This is a genomic window from Photorhabdus machadonis (genome assembly GCF_052657765.1).
Map to the genome: position 1 here is coordinate 3364549 of NZ_CP199761.1, position 21834 is coordinate 3386382.

Annotated in this window: 11 protein-coding genes and 5 pseudogenes; 15 read left to right on the forward strand and 1 reads right to left on the reverse strand. The window is 43.6% G+C overall.

The features are described from left to right. Positions 1 to 111: 111 nt before the first annotated feature. Positions 112 to 959 (reverse strand): annotated as a pseudogene (locus ACUN2T_RS15860) (IS5 family transposase). Positions 960 to 978: 19 nt separating this feature from the next. Between ACUN2T_RS15860 and ACUN2T_RS15865 the strand changes: the two are divergent. The 15 genes and pseudogenes from ACUN2T_RS15865 to ACUN2T_RS15935 all read left to right on the forward strand — a co-directional run. Beyond that, positions 979 to 1533, forward strand: a pseudogene (locus ACUN2T_RS15865) (ISAs1 family transposase); the annotation flags it as partial. A gap of 30 nt (positions 1534 to 1563) precedes the next feature. Beyond that, a pseudogene (locus tag ACUN2T_RS15870) lies at positions 1564 to 1680 on the forward strand (spore coat protein CotH); the annotation flags it as partial. Between the two features lie 22 nt (positions 1681 to 1702). Then, a pseudogene (locus tag ACUN2T_RS15875) lies at positions 1703 to 1882 on the forward strand (Tn3 family transposase); the annotation flags it as partial. Positions 1883 to 2481: 599 nt separating this feature from the next. Continuing rightward, positions 2482 to 4161 carry a ShlB/FhaC/HecB family hemolysin secretion/activation protein gene (locus ACUN2T_RS15880; RefSeq protein WP_445493970.1) on the forward strand — a complete coding sequence of 560 codons (1680 nt, stop codon included), beginning with the start codon at positions 2482 to 2484 and terminating at the stop codon, positions 4159 to 4161. A gap of 62 nt (positions 4162 to 4223) precedes the next feature. Then, entirely contained in the window at positions 4224 to 9302 is a 5079-nt protein-coding gene (locus ACUN2T_RS15885; protein WP_445493971.1) for a DUF637 domain-containing protein, read from the forward strand. A 74-nt stretch (positions 9303 to 9376) separates the two neighbouring features. Further along, entirely contained in the window at positions 9377 to 9643 is a 267-nt protein-coding gene (locus ACUN2T_RS15890; RefSeq protein WP_350307657.1) for a hypothetical protein, read from the forward strand. A gap of 92 nt (positions 9644 to 9735) precedes the next feature. After that, the gene (locus ACUN2T_RS15895) at positions 9736 to 10278 is read left to right on the forward strand and encodes a hypothetical protein (RefSeq protein ID WP_445493972.1); all 543 of its coding nucleotides are present in this window, start codon (positions 9736 to 9738) and stop codon (positions 10276 to 10278) included. Between the two features lie 5 nt (positions 10279 to 10283). Continuing rightward, complete coding sequence (locus ACUN2T_RS15900; RefSeq protein ID WP_445493974.1) at positions 10284 to 10829, forward strand: immunity 42 family protein; 546 nt, start codon at positions 10284 to 10286, stop codon at positions 10827 to 10829. Between the two features lie 101 nt (positions 10830 to 10930). Further along, a pseudogene (locus ACUN2T_RS15905) lies at positions 10931 to 11704 on the forward strand (DUF637 domain-containing protein); the annotation flags it as partial. 378 nt (positions 11705 to 12082) lie between these two features. After that, positions 12083 to 12487, forward strand: a complete 405-nt coding sequence (locus ACUN2T_RS15910) for a hypothetical protein (RefSeq protein ID WP_445493975.1) — start codon at positions 12083 to 12085, stop codon at positions 12485 to 12487. Positions 12488 to 14200: 1713 nt separating this feature from the next. Further along, on the forward strand, positions 14201 to 19348 hold the full coding sequence (locus ACUN2T_RS15915) for a DUF637 domain-containing protein (RefSeq protein ID WP_445493976.1): 5148 nt from the start codon (positions 14201 to 14203) through the stop codon (positions 19346 to 19348). 11 nt (positions 19349 to 19359) lie between these two features. Beyond that, positions 19360 to 19707, forward strand: coding sequence for an immunity 8 family protein (locus tag ACUN2T_RS15920; RefSeq protein ID WP_445493977.1), 348 nt, complete (start codon positions 19360 to 19362; stop codon positions 19705 to 19707). Positions 19708 to 19957: 250 nt separating this feature from the next. Further along, positions 19958 to 20638, forward strand: coding sequence for a hypothetical protein (locus ACUN2T_RS15925; protein ID WP_445493978.1), 681 nt, complete (start codon positions 19958 to 19960; stop codon positions 20636 to 20638). Then, on the forward strand, positions 20635 to 21117 hold the full coding sequence (locus ACUN2T_RS15930) for a hypothetical protein (protein ID WP_350307677.1): 483 nt from the start codon (positions 20635 to 20637) through the stop codon (positions 21115 to 21117). The genes ACUN2T_RS15925 and ACUN2T_RS15930 overlap by 4 nt, the downstream gene beginning before the upstream one ends. Positions 21118 to 21278: 161 nt before the next feature. Next, positions 21279 to 21794: a contact-dependent growth inhibition system immunity protein gene (locus ACUN2T_RS15935; RefSeq protein WP_445497894.1), complete on the forward strand. Its 516-nt coding sequence runs from the start codon at positions 21279 to 21281 to the stop codon at positions 21792 to 21794. Positions 21795 to 21834 lie beyond the last annotated feature (40 nt).

A 21834-nucleotide genomic window follows, 5' to 3' on the forward strand; every position in this document is an offset into this window, starting at 1 on the left:
AAAAATAAGATCAATTTTGCACTCACCAATAAATGACCTTATTGTGTATGACTTTTTCTTGCTTTTTCAGGGGAAAAAATAAACTCATCGCTTTTTCATCACATACCGGAATTAAAAGGCATGAATGCCCGATTTTCCAAAATAAACCAAACGTGGCAAATCATAGCAGGTTGACTTCAAAGTCATCACAAAATTGGCTCGCAGCTGGCCTATCGTTCGGATAAATTTTTCACCCATCTGAGAGAATGAGCCAAAGATATGTTCTACTCGTGCCCGGGTTTTCGCTATTTTCTTATTTCGGCCGTCTGATAAGGGCTTATTGCGTGACGCTTTCCTCTGAATATGAACACGATAGCCCTGTTCCTTCAGCCCACGTTCACGCATCTGGCTGGCATACCCTTATATCAGCATAAATGTCCCGACTTGTATTTGACCGATCCAAAACGGCTTCAAAAAAGGACAGCTGCGGTTCCTGTCGCGATGTGGCGGATCACTTTATATTTTGTATCGACATTAATGGTCAGTTTATAGCCAAAATAACTTTTACCGTTCTTTTTCGTCCAGGTTGCCTCGGTGTCTTTCTGGCATCGTTTGTTTGCTGTCCAGTTATCCGGGGTTTTACCCTGACGGATTTGTTCATACTCTTCCTTCTTATTGTGCTGCTTAGGAACTGGAATCAACGTGGCATAAATGATTTGACCACCTCCAGGAATGAATCCCTGTGTCGAAAGCTGATGCTTCGCCTTTCAAACAACGCTCTGGCACCTTCCAGGCCAATTCGTTTTTCGAAACACCAAATCGTGAGTCGGGAATGGCGGGCGTCCACCTTTGGGAGAAATAATACGTGGCGCGACACGGTCTATGGTGTCAGCCAGTGCCGAGAAATCAACATACTTATCAAGAACAAGTAGCGGATCACCTAATTCATCGATTTTTCGACGGTGATATTCAGATGCCAGCTTGTCTTTTTTTTAAGCAGAACGAGGCGGCGATTTTATTGTTAGCGTCAAAGGGAATCAAAAAACGCTCTCTGGGTTTGTTAAATCGCATTTTGCTGCGCATTATGATAACGACGAACTGGCTGAGTTTACGGAGAAAAGCAAGGGGCATGGACGGACAGAATTCCGTCATGTTATGCAAATTCATGCGGCATTGCCAGCAGCACTTCAGGAAAAATGGCCATCAATACAGTCTGTTATCGAAGTGGTCAGTGAACGCAGTGTGAAAGGCCAACCCGCCCACCGTGATTCACGCTGGTATGTGAGTTCGTTGCCTTTAGATGTGGAGCGGGCGGCCACGGCAATAAGAAAGCATTGGTCAGTGGAAAATGAGCTACATTGGGTTTTGGACGTCACCTTTCGGGAAGATGCTATCTCGCTTAAAGATCCTGATGGTGCAGCACAAATGGCTCTTTTTAATCGAATAGCATTAAATGTGATTAAACAAAATACGAGTATAAAAGATAGTCAAGCAGCGAAACGTCGAAGAGCGACTTGGTCAGGGGAATTTCGTAGCCAGCTTATCTTTGATTAAATTAAATACAAAGTGGAATCCCGCCCTGCCCCTGAACAGGATGAAGGCAGGCATCCTGTGACGAATATTAAATGGCTAGATACCGTTCTTTTTTCAAATGCATTAAGTGAGAAATTAAAACTCACTCCAGTATATTTTCAAAAAGGAAAGAGCGGATTCGACTAATAAGCGAAATATACACCGTTCCTAGAATTGGGTTGAGTCTTATCACCAGTTACGATCAGCCGTTGCCAGAGTGGGTAGAAAGAAGGAATTAACCGGAAAAACTGACATTGAAATCGAAATCAGCAACCAGTGCGGCCGATTGATCGCCAATGCGATCATTTATTACAACTCGGCCATCCTGTCACGAAAGACTATACTTTGAAGTATTGTTCACTTTCCTGAAATATACTTTTTCGAATAACCTCTCGTGGTTTACACATTATGGAATTAGAGTCATCATAACTAATAAGACAATGCTGGGAGTCCATCATTTTTTCCGAAACTTCATCCAAAAAATAATATAAGCTATCACTCAAGTTGCCGGATTCATAAGGGGATATAACATAGTCATAAACAGATAATACTAAGTTATTAATCATTGCTAAATCATTAATAAGAATTCGAGCTACTTCCTTTAATACACCATTATGATCATCAACGTTATTAATGCCACGCTACTCGCTTACCGGGCAACAAATGCGCTGGAGAATAGTCAGCAGGATGCCGCACACCTGCTGGATTTGGGACACAATACCATTAAGTAACTTAAAGAATTGATATTGATGTATAAGAGATTACCTTCATCCTTATCACCACTTTACAGCATTTAATATATCCCATTGCCCATTGTCAGGATTAAAGATCTAGACATTGATCGCATTTAACACTATCCATTCAGACGATAAATTAATACCACATTAGAATGGTTTAATAATGTCATTATCAAATTATTAATTATTACCTATGGGAAAATTACCGTTTTATCACCGCAGTCTGACCGGGCTTATTCTGCTGACAATCTCCGCACTGGCACCGGCGGCAATTCCTGTCAGCTCGGCGGATCAAGAAACGATCACGCAACAACAAAAAGCCTTGTTGCAGCAAGCCCAACAACAGCGGGAAGCGCTGCGCCACAATATCACCGTATCCCCATCCCCCGTTTTAACGCCGGATGCAGCTGAATCTGTTTGCCACACCATTCAACAGATTGAATTTGTGGGTGCAGAAAGCCTGTCAAGGTCAGTCAAACAGAACTTGACTCACCCTGACTTATCTCATTGCTTAACTTTGCAGCAGATTAATGCGCTGGTGCGTAAAGTATCGAATGCCTATATCGAACGGGGTTATGTCACTTCCCGTGCCGGCCTCAAAGCGCAGGATGTATCCTCCGGTACCCTCATGATTACCGTGAATGAAGGCAAAATTGAGTCAATCAGCCTTGATGATGAAACACCACGTTCACTCAAAATGGCCTTTCCGGGCATGATTGGCAAAACACTCAATCTGCGGGATATTGAACAAGGCATGGAACGCCTGAACCGCCTGCCCTCACAACAGGTCGCCATTGATATTCAGCCAGGAAAACAACCCGGTTATTCTGCGGTTATCTTAAAACGAACCTCGACGCGCTTACCGATCAGTGCCAGCTTGGGTGCGGATAACAGTGGTCAGAAAAGTACCGGCACCGGGCAAATCAATGCCAGTGTAAATCTGGATAATCCATTACATCTCGCTGATCAGTGGTCATTGTCTGCCAGCCATAACAGTGATTTTCGCCATAACCATCAAAACCGAAGCCTCACTTCTAATGTAACGATCCCTTATGGTTACTGGCTGTTCAGTTATCAGTACGCGTGGAATGATTCTTTTCAGAATATTCCGGCTGACTCGCAGGCCTATCGCTACGAAGGCGCCAGCCAGACGCACCGGCTGGCAATAAACCGGGCGTTATACCGTGATGGCGAACAGAAGCTGGCGCTGGATCTGGGATTGACGCGCCGCCAGACGACCAATTTGCTGGCAGGAGAGAAATTATCCATCAGCAGCCCGACGTTAAGCGCTATCAACCTTGGCATTAATTACAGTTCAGTACTGGCCGGTGGCTATATCACGTTTAACCCGGCAATCAGCCACGGTTTACCGGTGTTCAGTGCGACAAAAGAGGATCCCCATTTCCCGGATGCACCACGGAGTCAATTCCGTAAATTTAGCCTGAGTGCCAGCTATTTTATGCCGGTCACGGATTCCATTTATTACCTCTCATCCCTTTACGGCCAGACCACGCCCGACAACCTTTACGCCAGCGAACGCCTCATTCTGGGCGGACAATATTCCGTCAGGGGATTTAAAGAGCAATCTCTCACCGGCAATCGCGGCGGATATTGGCGCAATGAGCTGAACTGGCGAATCTCAGCGCTGCCTGTACTGGGAGAGCTCACCTTAACCGGGGCGCTGGATACGGGATGGTTACGAGGAAAAGCAGGACAAATTGATGGCGGTAATGTCACCGGCACCGCACTTGGTCTCGCACTGACTCACCGCCGATTCAATCAGGCGATAACTGTTGGTAAGCCACTCACTCACCCTGACCACCTGAAACCGGATCACTGGGTGGTTTACTGGTCTGCATCACTGATTTTGTAACAACGCAAGACATAACTTATTGAAACAAAACATTTCCATTGCAATAAAATAAGGACTGATACATGAGTCAACGTAGCACCCCTTTAACAAGGGCCACGAGTTATCTTTTAATTTACCTGACCGCCGTTTATCCCCTTCATCCGGCTATGGCGGCTGGGATAACGCCGGATAATCACCAAACACAGGTACAACATCAGGGCGATGTCCCGGTTGTCAATATCGCCACCCCGAATAACGCCGGGATATCCCATAACACCTACCAAGCGTTTAACGTTGCCACTCCGGGGGCCGTGCTGAATAACGCCACTCAAGCAGCCCAATCACAACTGGCCGGGCAACTTAACGCCAACCCTAATCTGCATGGCAACGCGGCGGAGCTGATTATCAATGAAGTCACCGGCAACGGGCGCTCTGAGCTGCAAGGTCAGCTGGAAATTGTCGGCAATAAAGCCAATGTGATGATTGCCAACCCTAACGGCATTACCTGTGATGGCTGTGGTTTTATCAATACTGCCAGTGCCACCCTGACCACCGGTAAACCCCAGTTTGACAAACAGGGCGCGCTGGAAGCATTGGAAGTTAAACAAGGCCAGATTACCATTGGCGGCAAAGGGCTGGATGGCAAAGCGACGGATTATGTCGATATCATCAGCCGGGCGATGGAATTAAACGGAAAGATTCAGGCCAACACGCTCTCTCTGACGCAGGGCGCCAACCGCATCAGCTTAAAAGACGGCACGGTTAACCCGCTCACCGGAGAAGGCGCTAAACCGCAATTAGCCATTGATACCAAAGCATTAGGCGGCATGTATGCCAATAAAATCCGGCTTGTCGCCACTGAGGATGGCATTGGGGTTAATTTGAAAGAGATGGTTAGCGACCAGCGTGAGATTACTTTAAACGTTAATGGCAAAATTGAATTAGGCAATGCCAAGGCTAAAACCGACTTCAATATTATGGGCAAAGAAACTGATATTGCCCCGAATATTACCGTGCAAGCAGAGCGGGATATTACCCTGGCAAACACCACGCTGGAGAATAAAGGCAGCGTAACCGCTGGCCGGGATATGCGGGTATTCGGAGATACCGTGCGAAACACCGGTGATAAAGCCTTACTGCAAGCCAGCGATAATCTGTGGATACAGAAAGATGCGCAGGGGAATAAAGGTCAGTTAGTTGAGAACAGATCGGCGACGATAAAAACTGTAAAGGGGGATTTGGTTGTCAGGACTCATGAGCTGAATAATGCCCGCAGTCTCTATTTTTTTGAAAAAAGAGAAGTCGCTCCTAACCCGGCAGATAAAAATTTCAACATCCTCGAAGCACAACATAAACATGGACATAATTTAAAAAGTATGCAACCCAGTGTCCTCACATCGGGTGGAAATATTTATATTAACAGTGAGATATTATCAAATCAGGAATTGAGCAAAATTGAAGCCGAAAAAGATATTTTCCTGACGGGGAAAAAACTTTTAAATACAAGCAGAATATTGGAAGAGGCATCAGGGTATTTTAATCTGTTTGAATACTTCCCTCAGGACACTTATGTCTCTATCACCGATTCACTGAATACCCCTTCCGGTATTTATAAACTCTCGTCTAATAAGCTCCTGGAAAAAATCAACACATATCACCCATGGGATGATAAAAGTTATCATATTTTACCGCCGGGTGAAGTAAAATACGATATAAAAAAAGACAACCTTATTCTTGAACGGGCAAGTATCATCGCAAAAGGTAATCTTATCGCTGACTTTAGCGACAGCATTAATATTGATACTGACTACCCACGTAAATCGCCGCCCAGTTCAGATTTCTATTATGAGCTTCCCGCCAATAGTGAAAAACTGCCGGAAATACTGTCGGCTAAAAGTATCTTATTACACAGTGGAGAAATCACCCTCAAAGATAAAATCAACGCGGCTAATGATTTAAACATCATTTCTGAAAACGATATTACCCTTAAAAATTCAATACTTTCGACAGCCAATAATTTATCTATGGCTGCCGTCAATAATATCAATATCTGGCAAAGTGATATAAAAGGAAAGGATATCACCGCTATTAGCCGTCATGGAGATATTCTATTTCATAATGGTGATCAATTCGGTTATCTTTGGCGCCAACACAGTACCCATGATCATCCTGTATCCAATAAACTGGATGCTGTTAATAATTTAACTATCCACTCGGGTAAAAATCTCCTGTTACAAAACGTCTATTTACAACCGAGTAAAAATATCGCTCTGATAGCAAGTAATAATGTGACCGTAGAAAACCATGCGGACACCTATAATTTTGCAAAATTAAAGACAGCAAACAGGCATAACGCACCCATATCAGGGGTGTTAAATGCCCTTGAATCACTGACAATCCATGCTGGAAATACTATTTCCGCTAAAGGCTCAGATATCTCTTCGGGGAAAGATATTTATTTAAGCGCAGCAAAAGATATTGATTTGAGCTCCGCAGAATTAACCTGTCAAGATCATATCCTGCCGCTAGACTCAACAGAACTCAGCAGCAAAATCACCGCAAAGAATAATATCAGTATAATGAGTGGCGGTGATATTAATGGGAAAGCCGCTCAGATACAGGCTAACGGTAATACATTATTATCCGCCGGAAGAAATATCACATTACCTTCCCTGGCTTATGCTGTCATTAACCCGGCTAATGATAACAACAAAGATGACCGACATATTATTGCTCAAATCCGGAGTGATAAAAAACTGACGATAGCAGCAAATGGGACCCTCACCACCGTGGGCGCTCAATTGACTTCTGATGGTGATGTCACCCTCTCCTCCGGCGGCAATATGCGTTTTGAACCGGTTCAGAACCACACCTACCGGGAAGGTCACAGGGAATTCACCGAATCCGTGACTCAGCAGGGCACTGAACTGACCAGTGGCGGCATACTCACGGTTATCTCAACCGGCAGTATTCTTTTCCAGTCCACCAAACTGGCTGCTAAAGGGGCGATGGATATCGCGGCACAAGGCGGTTATCTGTACGCTCAGGCGATGGAAGAATCCAGTCACTATGAGAAAACAGAAACTACACGCAGGTGGTATGGCAAAAAGAAAACCACCACACGTACTCATCATGATGTCACGAACAAAGTGACTGAATTTACCGCCGGCGGTGATATTAACCTGTTAAGCCAGGATGACAGCACTTATGAAGCCAGCAAAATCGCCACTCATCAAAATGCCAAACTGACCAGTACTCACGGTCAGGTTAATTTCAAAGCGGTAAAAAACAGCACCTTTGCGCAAACGATTACCCATTCCAAAGGGTTCTACATCAGGCAAACAGATAAAGGTTACACCGAAAATAGATGGGTGCTTCCCGCTATTCATCTCGGTGGAAAACTCACCGTAGAAGCAGCCAACGGGATCAACGCGGATATTAAAGCCAAAAACGGTCAGTCGTTACAAAATGTTGTCTCCGTCCTCGGTAATACCCCGGAAACCGCCTGGCTGAAAGGGCTCAATGAACGTCAGGATGTGCAATGGAACTTAGTCAAAGACGCGTATGACCGCTGGGATTATAAAAGCCAGCATCTGAATCCGGTGGTTTCAGCGGTGATAGCGATTGCGGTGGCTGCTGTGACAGCAGGCGCAGGCATAACGGCTTCGGTGGCTGGATCCGCAGCAGGCGCGGCAGGTTCAGCGGCGACGGCAGCGGGGGCGACCGCCAGCACCGCCGCTACCGTGAGTTCAGTGGCTTACGGCGCGACGGCTTCCGGCATGGCGGCGCTGGCCTCTCAGGCAGCGGTCGCTCTGGTGGAGAATCAGGGAGACTTATCCAAAACCTTAAAGGCGATGGGCAGCAGCGACACGGTTAAATCCACTTTCACGTCCATGGCAATGGGCGGCGCACTGGCGGGCTTTGACACGGTGATGGGATGGGATAATGCGACAAAAGCCACCTTACCCCAACTGAGCAATCATGACTGGAGCAAAGTGGCTCAACGGGTCGCAGGCCAGTCCATTATCGGTGCCAGTCTGGGGACAACGATTAATGGCGGCAGCTTTAAAGACAATTTCACCACGGCTTTGCTGTCTAATATTGGCAGTCAGATTAATGCGGAAGGGGCCAATCTGATTGGTAATAACGGCCAGGTTCTTGGTGTGCCGGGTAAAGCGATCAGCCATGCTGCTGTATCCGCTTTGGCCGCTGAGATAAGTGGCGGCAATGCAAAAGGTGCCGCGGCTGGTGCTTTAGCAGCAGAACTGGCAGCGATAACACTGGATAAAACTTTCAGCGACCCAATGAGCATTCAGGCTGGCGGTAAAATTATCGGCGGCGTTGCCGGGGCAATCGCAACCAATAGCACAGAAGGCGCTAACAGCGGTGCTAATGCTGGGGAAATCGTGATCCTCTTCAATCACCTGCATTCCATGAATGTTTACAATCTAACCAGAGAACTTCAAGAGGCCAATAAGCAAGGCACCGCTACCGAAGCCATCTGGAATAAATACGGAGAACTGAGCGCCGCGCAACGGGCAGAAATGTTGTCTGACTGTGCCGGGAGCGGTGGGTTATGCACACTGACCTACCAAGCCGAAATGGAAGGTGGGATAAAAACAGCCGATGCCATTAGTGGCCTGAGATGGATGTTTGGCTTGTCGGCGGAAGATGCTCAACGTCTTAGCCAGTTTGTGACCACCGAAAACCAAAACGATTTAGGGCTGTTATATAACTCACTGCCTGCCTGGGAAAAAGGTGCATTAATAGCCAAAGAAGCGGTAGAATCTGCCGGTATTGGTGGTGCTATTGGTAGTCAGGTTTCAGTTGCTTCCATTATTGGGAAGAATAAACAACCTTATCAGCTGAATAAAGGTGCTGTTGGTAATATGAATGAATTTCTGAAGCAACCGGGATTTGGGCACCAAATTAAAGGAAATACTCAAAAAACCAGCAAGATATATGATGGACAGAGTGTTTACTCTGCAAAAGATGACATTGATAAATATATCAAGAAAGGCGATCAGATTTACTTAGATGGCGATCATAAAAATCATCTTGAAGTTTTTGATAAAAGAGGAAATTTTAGAGTTGTACTTAACTTAGATGGTTCAATTAATGAGGCTAAAACTAAAGCTGCGGAAGGGAGAAAATTAAAATGATGGAAACTTTAAACAAGCTTAACTATTGTCTTAACTGTCTCTCACTTAGGAAAAACATCCGGGTTGAGTTGAATATGAATTCAGATATTATTGAAAAATATAAGGAATATATTTACGATCTTGAACAGGCCACAATGTTACTTAACAAAACCATTGAAGATAATGATCAAATAGCTATTCAATGTGCGCTAACAAGAATTCGGATTGCATCATTGAATCTGTCTAATCTATATGAAGATATTATTGATGATGTTGTATTAATAAATAATCAGGACTCTTGGCCGGAGATTCCAGAAGACTATAAAATTCCTGAGCACTACGATTATCCTTCGAAGAAGTAAAATAAATCCCGCCCCTATGAGCTGTCTCTTAATCAGATCTCTCGGTTAAGAGACAGAACAAAACAGCCGATGCCGTTAGTGGCCTGAGATGGATGTTTGACTTATCGGCGGAAAATGCTCAACGTCTTAGCCAGTTTGTGACCACCGAAAACCAAAACGATTTAGGGCTATTGTATAATTCATTGCCCGCTTGGGAAAAAGGTGCATTAATAGCCAAAGAAGCGGTAGAATCTGCCGGTATTGGTGGTGCTATTGGTAGTCAGGTTTCAGTTGCTTCGATTGTTGGGAAACACCGAAGAAGCGCAATACCGGTACCGGAGCCAATAGTCGCTTCTAATGGGCTGACTTATAAATCGAATCCCAAACACACTCTTGGTCAGCAAGGTAATCGACCTAATGCAGGAATTGAACCTAAAAACTCAGTGGATTTATTTAATCACTCTATTCCTTCTACATCTAAAGAAAAGCAAAGATATTCCTTTGATTCTGAAAGAAATGTTCATCGCTTTTCTTACAGCAATGATGGTACATGGCATTGGTCTGGTAGTACTGGAGATCAAAAAAACCCATTAGATAGACAAGAAATTCCTAATGATGTGAAGAAAAGTTTTGGCTTACCTGGTAAATGGAGGTAGAAACTATGATTTTCGGTGATCCATATCGCTTTGCGATATTAGTAGAATATATTCCCTATTGGAGTGATAGTTCATTCAAAAATGGATTATTCCATTTTTATATTAATGGAAAAATGTTCCCTGATGAACTAACCACCGCAACATTAAATGTGGATATTTTTTCTTTAGATGATAAAAATGCATTGGTTTCTTTTCCTGAAAATAAAGATGTATTTGATAAAGAAATCAAAGAAGCATTTAACATAATGTTAGGTATGATATCTCCTAATCTGGTTGATAGTAACAGTGATATACCTGAGGATTTTGAATCATCATATATTTATAAAGCTTCGACAGAGAATATTGATGACTTTGGTAGTTCTGTATTTGCTGTTTCTTACAATAATATTGTTAGAATCATCGGAGCAAAACGACGTATTTTGAGATATAATAATAATGGTCGTGGTTATTGGGAAAATATTCCTAACCCGAATTTTTATGAAATAAAACTTCATAAAAATGAAGTTAAAGAGATAATTGCTAATATGAAAAAATATTATATATCATTATAATATCTATATAGCCTCAACCTTGGTTGGGGTTGACTTATTTACTGATTATCACTTATTTATCAGTGAAATAATCCACAATTCTCTCTTTTGAGTTATACACTAATACCTGTAATCTAACCAGAGAACTTCAAGAGGCCAATAAGCAAGGCACCGCTACCGAAGCCATCTGGAATAAATACGGAGAACTGAGCGCCGCGCAACGGGCAGAAATGTTGTCTGACTGTGCCGGGAGCGGCGGGTTATGCACACTGACCTACCAAGCCGAAATGGAAGGTGGGATAAAAACAGCCGATGCCATTAGTGGCCTGAGATGGATGTTTGGCTTATCGGCGGAAGATGCTCAACGTCTTAGCCAGTTTGTGACCACCGAAAACCAAAACGATTTAGGGCTATTGTATAATTCGCTGCCCGCCTGGGAAAAAGGTGCATTAATAGCCAAAGAAGCGGTAGAATCTGCCGGTATTGGTGGTGCTATTGGTAGTCAGGTTTCAGTTGCTTCGATTGTTGGGAAGAATCGTAATAATGTTAGTAGCGCAACAGCTTCGGGCAAAAATAAAGAAACCCAAATTTGGACAGAGACAAATAAAAAAGAACCTGTAGCAAACGCCTATGGTCACTGGGACAAACATAAAAATGAATTCCCTGAGTACCAAAACTCAAAACAATATGTTGAAGCTACCCATAATTTTGTTAAAAATCCGCCAAAAGGAACTTTAATCAAAGCTCGAGCTAACGGAGATACGTTGTATTACAATCCAACAACAAATATTTTCGCAGTAAAAAATGCAGATGGTGTGCCCAAAACTATGTTTAAGCCAAATCCGGCAGATCATGGACATAAAACAAATTTGGATTACTTTAATGCGCAGAAATAATAGATTATATATATGCCGTGTATGTGGAGCAGAACAGTTAGAGCCTCCATGGGGTGAAGATGGCAATTCACCAACATTTGATATCTGTGACTGTTGTGGAGTGGAATTTGGCTATGAGGACTCTACTTTAACAGCACTAAAAAATTACAGATCTAAATGGTTGGATAAAGGGGCAAGATGGAACTCCGAAAAATCCAAGCCAGAAAATTGGTCGTTAGAGAAGCAGGTATCAAATATACCCAAAGAATACTTGTGACATTCAAAAGACTGTAAATAGATTTATGTAATTTCCTGTTAATGAAATAATCACACTCACCCTGTTAGCGGTACGCTGGCAGGGTGGATACCCTCTACAATATTCAACATAGGGGCTATCAGGTGAAACTCATATCTCCGCAGTTTATTCGCCCTTTCGTAAATTTAGGCTGGCGGCAAAATTATCGACGGCGTTGCCAGGGAAATCATGATCTTCTTCAACCACCTGCATTCCATGAATGTTTACAATCTGTGACTACAGAAAACCGGAACGATTTAGGGCTGTTGTATAACTCGCTACCCGCCTGGGAAAAAGGTGTATTGATAGCCAAAGAAGCGGTAGAATCTGCCAGTATTGGTGGTGCTATTGGTGGTAAGATTTCAGTTGCTTCGATTGTTGGGAAGAATAAACAATCTTATCAACCGAATAAAGGTGCTGTTAGTGATATGAGAGAATTATTTAAGCAATCGGGGTTTGGAGATCAGATTAAAAGCGGTACACTTAAAACCACTCAATATAGAATGTAAGAATCGCTTTACAGATTTTTCATCTTTTAAACATAGTTTACTTTCTCTTTTTACTTTTTTTCCCTTTTTTGGCAATCAGAAAGCTGCTTTTTTCGGTGATTAGTTAGCTAAGAGTAAAAAAACAGATGCCCATTAATACCAGATTTTGAAAAGGTACAGAATAACTAAAAACGGCTTATTCCCTGTCATGTTTAATGTATTAACCGACAATGTTATCCTCTGGTTATTTTACATTTAACTTCCCTGCCATAACCATTTAAAAGCACTAAAACAAAGATATTAAAGCTTTTATATAAAAGACGGATTTAACTGTAAATACAAATTTTTAAAATGATGTTAATTAGATTTAATCGAAATCCATTAACCATCAAAAGAAAATTAAAAATAAACCAGAAAAAAGAATATTATCCGAAAAAATATAAAATGCTATCTTTATGCCATCAAGTAAAAACCACTCAGGATTGCCAGTAAAACAACGCCAATAAAGATAAAATCGAGTATAACCAACATTGATTAAACATAAAACACAATATACCATGATGATTAAACTTAATAAAAAGCAAATGTTAAAAGCAGTAAAAACAACGGCTAAAACCTTATTATATCGATTAAAATAAAATATTAAAGAATGGACTTTAATAACAGTTTAAAATTTTTTAATTATAAAAATATCGGCAAAAGACAATTGGGATTATTAATGATAATATACCCAGTAAAAAAGGTGTAAATAAGAATTTTAAATAGATTGATTAGATAATGTATTTTTAAAAATGAACCAAATTTAATAACGTTTTTAACCTGTAAATAAAATTTACATCAGCCAGTTAAATAACCGAAAATAAAAAATTAGTAAAAAAATCCGCAAATACATGATTTAAATTACAGTCTCTTAAATCGCCCATTTAATCTTGTTTTACACTATTTTTTCCTACCCAACAGCATTGCTTTTATACGGTTTTATTTAAATCGTTAATCTTTTTATTACCTTTAATGTGATGAAACGCTTAAATACCTGTTTAATCATTACAACCTTTCTGGCTGGTTAATCTGCCAGAATTTTCACCATTGTTGATGTAATAAGTCGTGATTAAATGAATTTACCGATTCATTTAAATTAACATCGGTAAATGGAGTTAAATAAAAATATAAAATCACATGACGAGCCTATATTAATGAAACCAGGATAAAAAGCGTAAAAAAAGATATCCTAAATATAAAATAAATCTATTTTTTAAAATTTAAACACTTTTTATTTAAATCTATGCCTTAAACCATTAAAAGCGCGTAAAATTTTGCAGACTTTTAGTCAACCAGTTTATTTAAAAACACCGCCAAACAATCAAATCACGCTTGAAAACTGACACCGTTACTCACTTACCGGTCAACAAATGCGCTGGAGAATAGTCAGCAGGATGCCGCACGCCTGCTGGGTTGGGAACGTAATACCATTAAGAAACTTAAAGGATTGTTGTTGATGTAAAAAAAGAGCATTCCATCCTTATCACCACTTTACAGCATTTAATATATCGCATTCCCCATTGTCAGGATTAAAGAACCAGATACTGATCACATTTCGCACTATCCATTCAGACAGGCAAATAATCACACATTAGAATAGTTTTCTTATGTCACTATAAAATTATCAATATTTCCTATGGAAAGATGACCGTTTTATCACCGAAGCCAGATTAACTTAAGAAAAGAGAAAGTACGATGGATCAACGCAACACCTCAGTGGTCAGGGCCACGAGTTATCTTTTAATTTATCTTACCGCCGTTTATCCCCTTCATCCGGCTATTGCCGCCGGGATAACACCGGATAATAGCCAGACACAGGTACAACATCAGGGCAATGTCCCGGTTGTCAATATCACCACCCCGAATAACGCCGGGATATCTCACAACACCTATCAAGCGTTTAACGTTGCCACCCAGGGCGCCGTACTCAATAACGCTACCCAAACGGCACAATCACAACTGGCCGGGCAACTTAACGCCAACCCTAATCTGCATGGCAACGCGGCGGAGCTGATTATCAATGAAGTCACCGGCAACGGGCGCTCTGAGCTGCAAGGTCAGTTAGAAATTGTCGGCAATAAAGCCAATCTGATGATTGCCAACCCTAACGGCATTACCTGTGATGGCTGTGGTTTTATCAATACTGCCAGTGCCACCCTGACCACCGGTAAACCCCAGTTTGACAAACAGGGCGCGCTGGAAGCATTGGAAGTTAAACAAGGCCAGATTACCATTGGCGGCAAAGGGCTGGAGGGCAAAGCGACGGATTATGTCGATATCATCAGCCGGGCGACGGAATTACATGGAAAGATTCAGGCCAACACGCTCTCTCTGACGCAGGGCGCCAACCGCATCAGCTTAAAAGACGGCACGGTTAACCCGCTCGCCGGAGAAGGCGCTAAACCGCAATTAGCCATTGATACCAAAGCGCTGGGCGGCATGTATGCCAATAAAATCCGGCTTGTCGCCACTGAGGATGGCGTTGGGGTTAATTTGAAAGAGATGGTTAGCGACCAGCGTGATATTACTTTAAACGTTAATGGCAAAATTGAATTAGGCAATGCCAAGGCTAAAACCGACTTCAATATTATCGGCAAAGAAACTGATATTGCCCCGAATATTACCGTGCAAGCGGAGCGGGATATTACCCTGGCAAACACCACGCTGGAGAATAAAGGCAGCGTAACTGCCGGCCGGGATATGCGGGTATTCGGTGATACCGTGCGGAATACCGGTGATAAAGCTTTACTGCAAGCCAGCGATAATCTGTGGATACAGAAAGATGCGCAGGGGAATAAAGGTCAATTAGTTGAGAACAGATCGGCGACGATAAAAACTGTAAAGGGGGATTTGGTTATCCGCACGCATAAATTGAATAACGTGCGCGATGTTTTCACCCCCCAGTGGCATGAAAAAACACCGGATTCACAAGCATTCACCGCCAATGTGCTTGGGAACGGTTGGAAAGATGATCCTAATCTGTTGATCATCATCGAGCCTTATCTGAACAATCCCCCGGCAGGAAAATGGTTCGGCCATGTCAACATTAAAGACAATCCCCATGTCAATGACAGCCAAAAAACCTTAACCGTCACCGGGTCCAGCCCGGAAGCGCAAATACTGGCGGGTAATCACCTGTATCTAAACGGCGATCAGATTGTGAATGCCCAGAGTAAAATCGCGGCGAATAAGAATCTTATTATGACGGGAAACAGTTATCTCAATAGCAGTGTCTCCCTCGGCAGTTTGCATGGGTTTACGTCATATTCTTTCCCCGAAATAAATGAACATTTCCGATGGGAAAATGGCATTGGTCACTCGATAGACGATGCCAAAAAGCAATTTCCCGACATGGAACTCGATCCAGTTTATGTCGATCTGATTAAACAGGACAAAAGTACCGCTTTTTATCCGTCAGGGGCCGTCATGGGCACGGTTTCCGCCGGGGAAAATTTTGTCGCGGACTTCAACGATGACATCAAATTTGACACCCCATCTTTCATGGGGGATACCCCGCTTAAGGCGCGTGGGTATAACGGCGTCAACACCGTGGTCTCCGCCAATAACATCGTGCTGCATACCAAGAATATCTGGGGTGAAAGCGGTTTTCAGGCAAAACAGGATTTGTCCGCCATTGCCGAAAATAATCTCCATCTGCAACATGCCGGCCTCCAGGCCGGTCATTCACTCTCCCTGCTGGCCATTAATAACCTGAGTGCCACACAAACCGTGTTGGGCGGCAAAGACATCAACCTGATTGCCCGCCAGGGCGATATTCGATTCAGTGAACCCGATATTCACTATTATGACAGTGACGGCCAGCCGCACGTTTCCCAACTGAATGCCCGTGAAAAAATGACGTTACAGGCGGGCAACAATATTCAGCTGGAAAACGTGGCGGTCGCTAAAAACACGCGACTGGGACTGTATGCCGGTCAGGATATTCAGCTGGTACGCAATGAAAGCTGGCTCACCCACGCGCCACTCGGCAAGCCGCCCGCTAATTATGAATCCCGACTGAAACAGGTGGGAGGGTGGGAAAGTGCCGGGGATATGGTGGTCTCTGCGGGTAACACCCTACAGATTCAAGGACTCACCTTCAATGCCGGTCAATCAATCAGTCTGCATGGCGGACAAGATATCAATTTATCCCCCCGTGCGCTGAATCAAGACGATGATAACGCCTTTAAAACGCAACGCCGTCCAGAAATGCGCACACAACTGCTTGCCGGTCACCATCTCACATTAAATGCCGCCCGGGATATCGACTTACAAGGCGCCAACCTCCGGGCCAAAAATCAGGCAACCGTTCTGGCCGGCCGGAATATGACGCTGGGGGCATTACCGTATTCCGCCCTCATCAACCCGTCGGATGAAGATCAGGATGAACGCCATCAGGGGACCGACCTCCGGGGAGAAAAGGGGCTGACGCTGGCCGCTAATGGCACCCTGACCACGCAAGGCAGCACGCTGAACTCAGCTGGACACATCATGCTCGCCAGCGGGGGCAATATGCGCGTTGAATCGGTGCAGAACCATACGAGCGGAAGCGGAACCGAACGCTACACCCCGCAAGGCACCGAGATAAACAGTGGCGGTCATCTGACGATACTCTCCGGTGGGAGTATTCTGTTCCAGGCAACAAAACTGATGGCGAAAGGCGCGATGGACATTGCGGCGCAAGGGGGTTTTCTGTACGCCCAGGCCATGGAAGAAACTTATCGATGGGAAGAAAAAAAGAAAAGTTGCAAAAAAGTCCTGGGAATTAAGTCCTGCACCGTTTTTGGCTCTAAGACAGAAACCCGGAGAAAAGAGAGCGCCACGAATAAAGTCACCGAATTTACCGCCGACGGTAATATTAATTTGCTGGCAAAAGATGATGTGACGCTGGAAGCCGCACGGGTTAACACGCAGAAAAATGCCAACATCACCAGCCGCACAGGTCAGGTGAATTTCAAGGCGGTGAAGAACACCACGTTTGAACAGACCATTACCGAGTCCACAGGCTTTTTTATTACCCACAGTGATAAAGGCTACATTGAAAATACCTGGGTGCTTCCCGCTATTCATCTCGGTGGAAAACTCACCATAGAGGCCGCCAACGGGATTAGCGCGGATATTAAAGCTAAAAATGGTCAGTCATTACAAAATGTTGTCTCCGTCCTCGGTAATACCCCGGAAACCGCCTGGCTGAAAGGGCTCAATGAACGTCAGGATGTGCAATGGAACTTAGTCAAAGACGCGTATGACCGCTGGGATTATAAAAGCCAGCATCTGAATCCGGTGGTTTCAGCGGTGATAGCGATTGCGGTGGCTGCTGTGACAGCAGGCGCAGGCATAACGGCTTCGGTGGCTGGATCCGCAGCAGGCGCGGCAGGTTCAGCGGCGACGGCAGCGGGGGCGACCGCCAGCACCGCCGCTACCGTGGGCTCAATGGCTTACGGCGCGACGGCTTCCGGCATGGCGGCGCTGGCCTCTCAGGCGGCGGTCACCCTGATTGATAATCAAGGAGACTTATCCAAAACCTTAAAGGCGATGGGCAGCAGCGACACCGTTAAATCCACCTTCACATCCATGGCAATGGGCGGCGCACTGGCGGGTTTTGACACAGTGATGGGATGGGATAACGCGGCGAATGGCGGGAAGCTGGATCCGGCAAAAGCCACCTTACCCCAACTGAGCAATCATGACTGGAGCAAAGTGGCTCAACGGGTCGCAGGCCAGTCCATTATCAGTTCCAGTCTGGGGACAACGATTAATGGCGGCAGCTTTAAAGACAATTTCACCACGGCTTTGCTGTCTAATATTGGCAGTCAGATTAATGCAGAAGGGGCCAATCTGATTGGTAATAACGGCCAGATTCTTGGTGTGCCGGGTAAAGCGATCAGCCATGCTGCTGTATCCGCTTTGGCCGCTGAGATAGGTGGAGGCAATGCAAAAGGAGCAGCGACAGGTGCTTTAGCCGCGGAACTGGCAGCGATAACACTGGATAAAACTTTCAGCGACCCAATGAGCATTCAGGCTGGCGGTAAAATTATCGGCGGCGTTGCCGGGGCGATTGCGACTCATAGCGCAGAAGGCGCTAACAGCGGTGCTAATGCCGGTGAAATCGTCATTGTCTATAATTCACTGGCCCATCTTCTCTCCGCGGCAGAAAAAGAAAGACTGGGTACAATCAAAGCTTACGAGGAGAAAAAGAAGGCCTTTTGTCAGCAGTCACCGGAGGCGTGTAAGCACGCCGGAGAAATTATCAGCGTTGGTACTGACTTCGTGCCGGTTATCGGGGATATTAAAGGTCTTGTCGAGGCTGAGAGTGCATTAGATTATCTAGTCGCCGCGATAGCTATTATTCCCGGTGCAGGTGATGCCGCTGGGAAGACCATCAAAGCGGTAGAGAAAGCACTGAAGAACGGGGATGTCGGAAAAGCGTCTAAACTGATTAATAAAGTCAGTGATGAAATCTCTGCATATAACTCGGCAACTTATCCAAAATTGAAACATGACTTGGCAAAACAAAATTTGCACAATATTGCTTCGCAGGATTCAAGGCTAGCAGCAGCGATTAAAGGGGACAATGGCAAGGTTAACTTTAGTATAGGAAATGGAAGTCGTGAAGAAGCTGATCGGTTGGGTAACATTTGGGTTGGTGATGGTGCGAGGCCAATCAGTGATGGAACGGGATTAGCTAGTGCTGATGGTACTCGTATATATCGTTTCCCGGCAGAAAAGAAAAACAGTAAGCATGCATCAACAGGAACTCAAGCTAATTTTGAAACCTTTAAAATAAACCCATCTACAGGCGATAAAATTAAGATAGGAAACGGTCATTTGGATATCCAATAGGATGAATTTTTATGAAAGCGGAACTAAAAAGCATATCTAGTGATGATTATGATCTAGATTCATATTTTCCTGATAACGAAGAAGAATTCTTATTAAGAGTCATATTGCGCATTGGAGAAAAAGATAGTGAAGGGGCCGATAATTTTGATTTATTTATCTGTACTCCAGATTGGCTATTAAAACATCACTGGACACCAGAATTAATCAGGCATATGTTACTTGTACGCAAATATGATCTGGTTGATATCACCAAAACCATAACAGATTATATAGATAAGTGTGAATGTAAAGACTGGGAGGAAATAGCTGAAAAGCTCTCCCGTGTTTTTGCTTGGGAATATGAGGATTATCAAAGCTAATATTGACAGCCCCAGCCCTATACTTGCCTCTCAATCCGATCTCTTGGTTAAGAGACAGAACTTGGCTGGGGTTTCTTTATCCTCTGATTACTACTTATCTATCAGCAAAAATTGGTCACAAAGCCAGCGGCAATAACGTTGGATAAAACCTTCAACGACCCGATGAACTTCAGGTGGGTGGCAAAATTATCGGCGGTGTAGCCGTGCCATCGCAACCAATAGCGCAGAAGGCGCTAACAGTGGTGCGCTAATGCCGGGGAAATCGTCATTCAAAGCTTATGAGGAGAAAAAGAAAGCCTTTTGTCAGCAGTCACCGGAGGCGTGTAAGCAAGCCGGGAAAATTATCAGCGTTGGTACTGACTTCGTGCCGGTTATCGGGGATATCAAAGGTTTTGTTGAAGCTGAGAGTGCATTAGATTATCTGGTCGCCGCGATAGCTATTATTCCCGGTGCAGGTGATGCTGCCGGAAAGACTATCAAAGCAGCAGAGAAAGCCTTACAAAAAGGTAATGTTGGGGAAGCCTCTAAATTTATCAATAAGGCCTGTGATGAAATAAGACAGTTACCAAAACCAGGAACTACATCACTCCCCAGTAATGGAGTTGGAGCAGGAAGTGTTTTCAAAGTTGATGATGTTCAGTTAGGAAAAAAACTTGGAAAGCATGTTGAAGATTTTGGCGGTAATGCATCAAATGCTACAGATAGAAAAATGCTGCTGGATAAAATAAATGATATAGGTAACAACGCAGATAAAACAATCCCAGGAGTTTTTGCTGGACAGGGCCCTAATGGAACAAGAGGTGGTGTGTTCTTCAAAATAAAGGGTAATGATGTTGTTGTTACTAAACCAGACGGAACTTTTGTTACTATACTAAAAGATGGGGTTAATAATACTTCTGTCAAAAATGCCCTAAAAGGAGAACCTCGTTGAATATTATCTCTAAAGAAGCCCATGATTGGGGAATGGGCATTATTGGAAACCACCTTAAATCTGTTCAGGGATTAGTCTATATGCTACATGTAGAGGATATAGAGCACCCTCAAGAATTATTTTTCGAATTTGAAGGGGCTGGTATATCAAGGAAGATATCTTGCGGTCAAGACGGCTCATCACTAGCTGTATGCAATAAGCCGATGATCGAGAGTGACTTAGGTGAATACGGGAAACAAATAATTAAGGATATATCCCAACATTCAATATTCAATGGATTGATAGGACAGAAGTTATCTTGTTTTAATGCTATTTACTCTGAAATTGAGCAATGTGTCATTGGCTTTAGTTTTATTTTTTATAATTATGGTCAGATTAGCCTGCTTAATTTGGGAGATGAAATATATATATATAACGATATTCCAGAATGTATTTTTCTTGAGGAGAAAATCACTTTAGTAAAAATAGTAAATCTATAATTTTAACCCCAGTATGAATATGACCTGCCCCCAAAAGTTGGACAGGTCACACTAGGCGGCTAATGATACCTGCGTCTGGAACTCAACCAGACGCAGGCCATTTAACCTTGAGTACTTTTTCCACTGAATTAGCTACAATTATAATGGAATAGAGAAATCAGATTAGCGATTCCGGCGAATACAACAAAGATCAGGATTATTGGGCTGGTTGCTACAGTACTAATGAGTTTTTACTTATTGAAATTTATTCTGGATTAGGAATGGTTGGGGGCGATCCTTTATTTCCCCTCCATCTACTTGCACCAGATGCTAATAATAAAGATATCGGTGAAACACTGATACAAGCTCTGTCAGATAGTCGAACATTAACTTCTCTTGATGAACGTGTGGCTTTTTTTGATCTCGAAAAAGGTAAACAGCAATATGCTGCTTGGATAGCAATGTTGATTGAAAAGTATGGCTATAAGACCAAACGTGCGTTATTTAAGGGAATGAAACGATGTTCAATTCATGGTGTTAATAGCCTAATAACCATGAGACCTAGCTACCACGAAAAGCTTGAAGCTTGGAGCGGTGATAGAATTAAAGAATCTGATTATGTTGTTCTTCCGATAGATAGTTCTTCGGAGGAAATTGGAGCAGCTCTTAGATTAGCTTTTAGTCGTTGTATCGGTTAAATCAAGATCCCAGCGATAAAAAAGCTGGGATTTTTTCCCT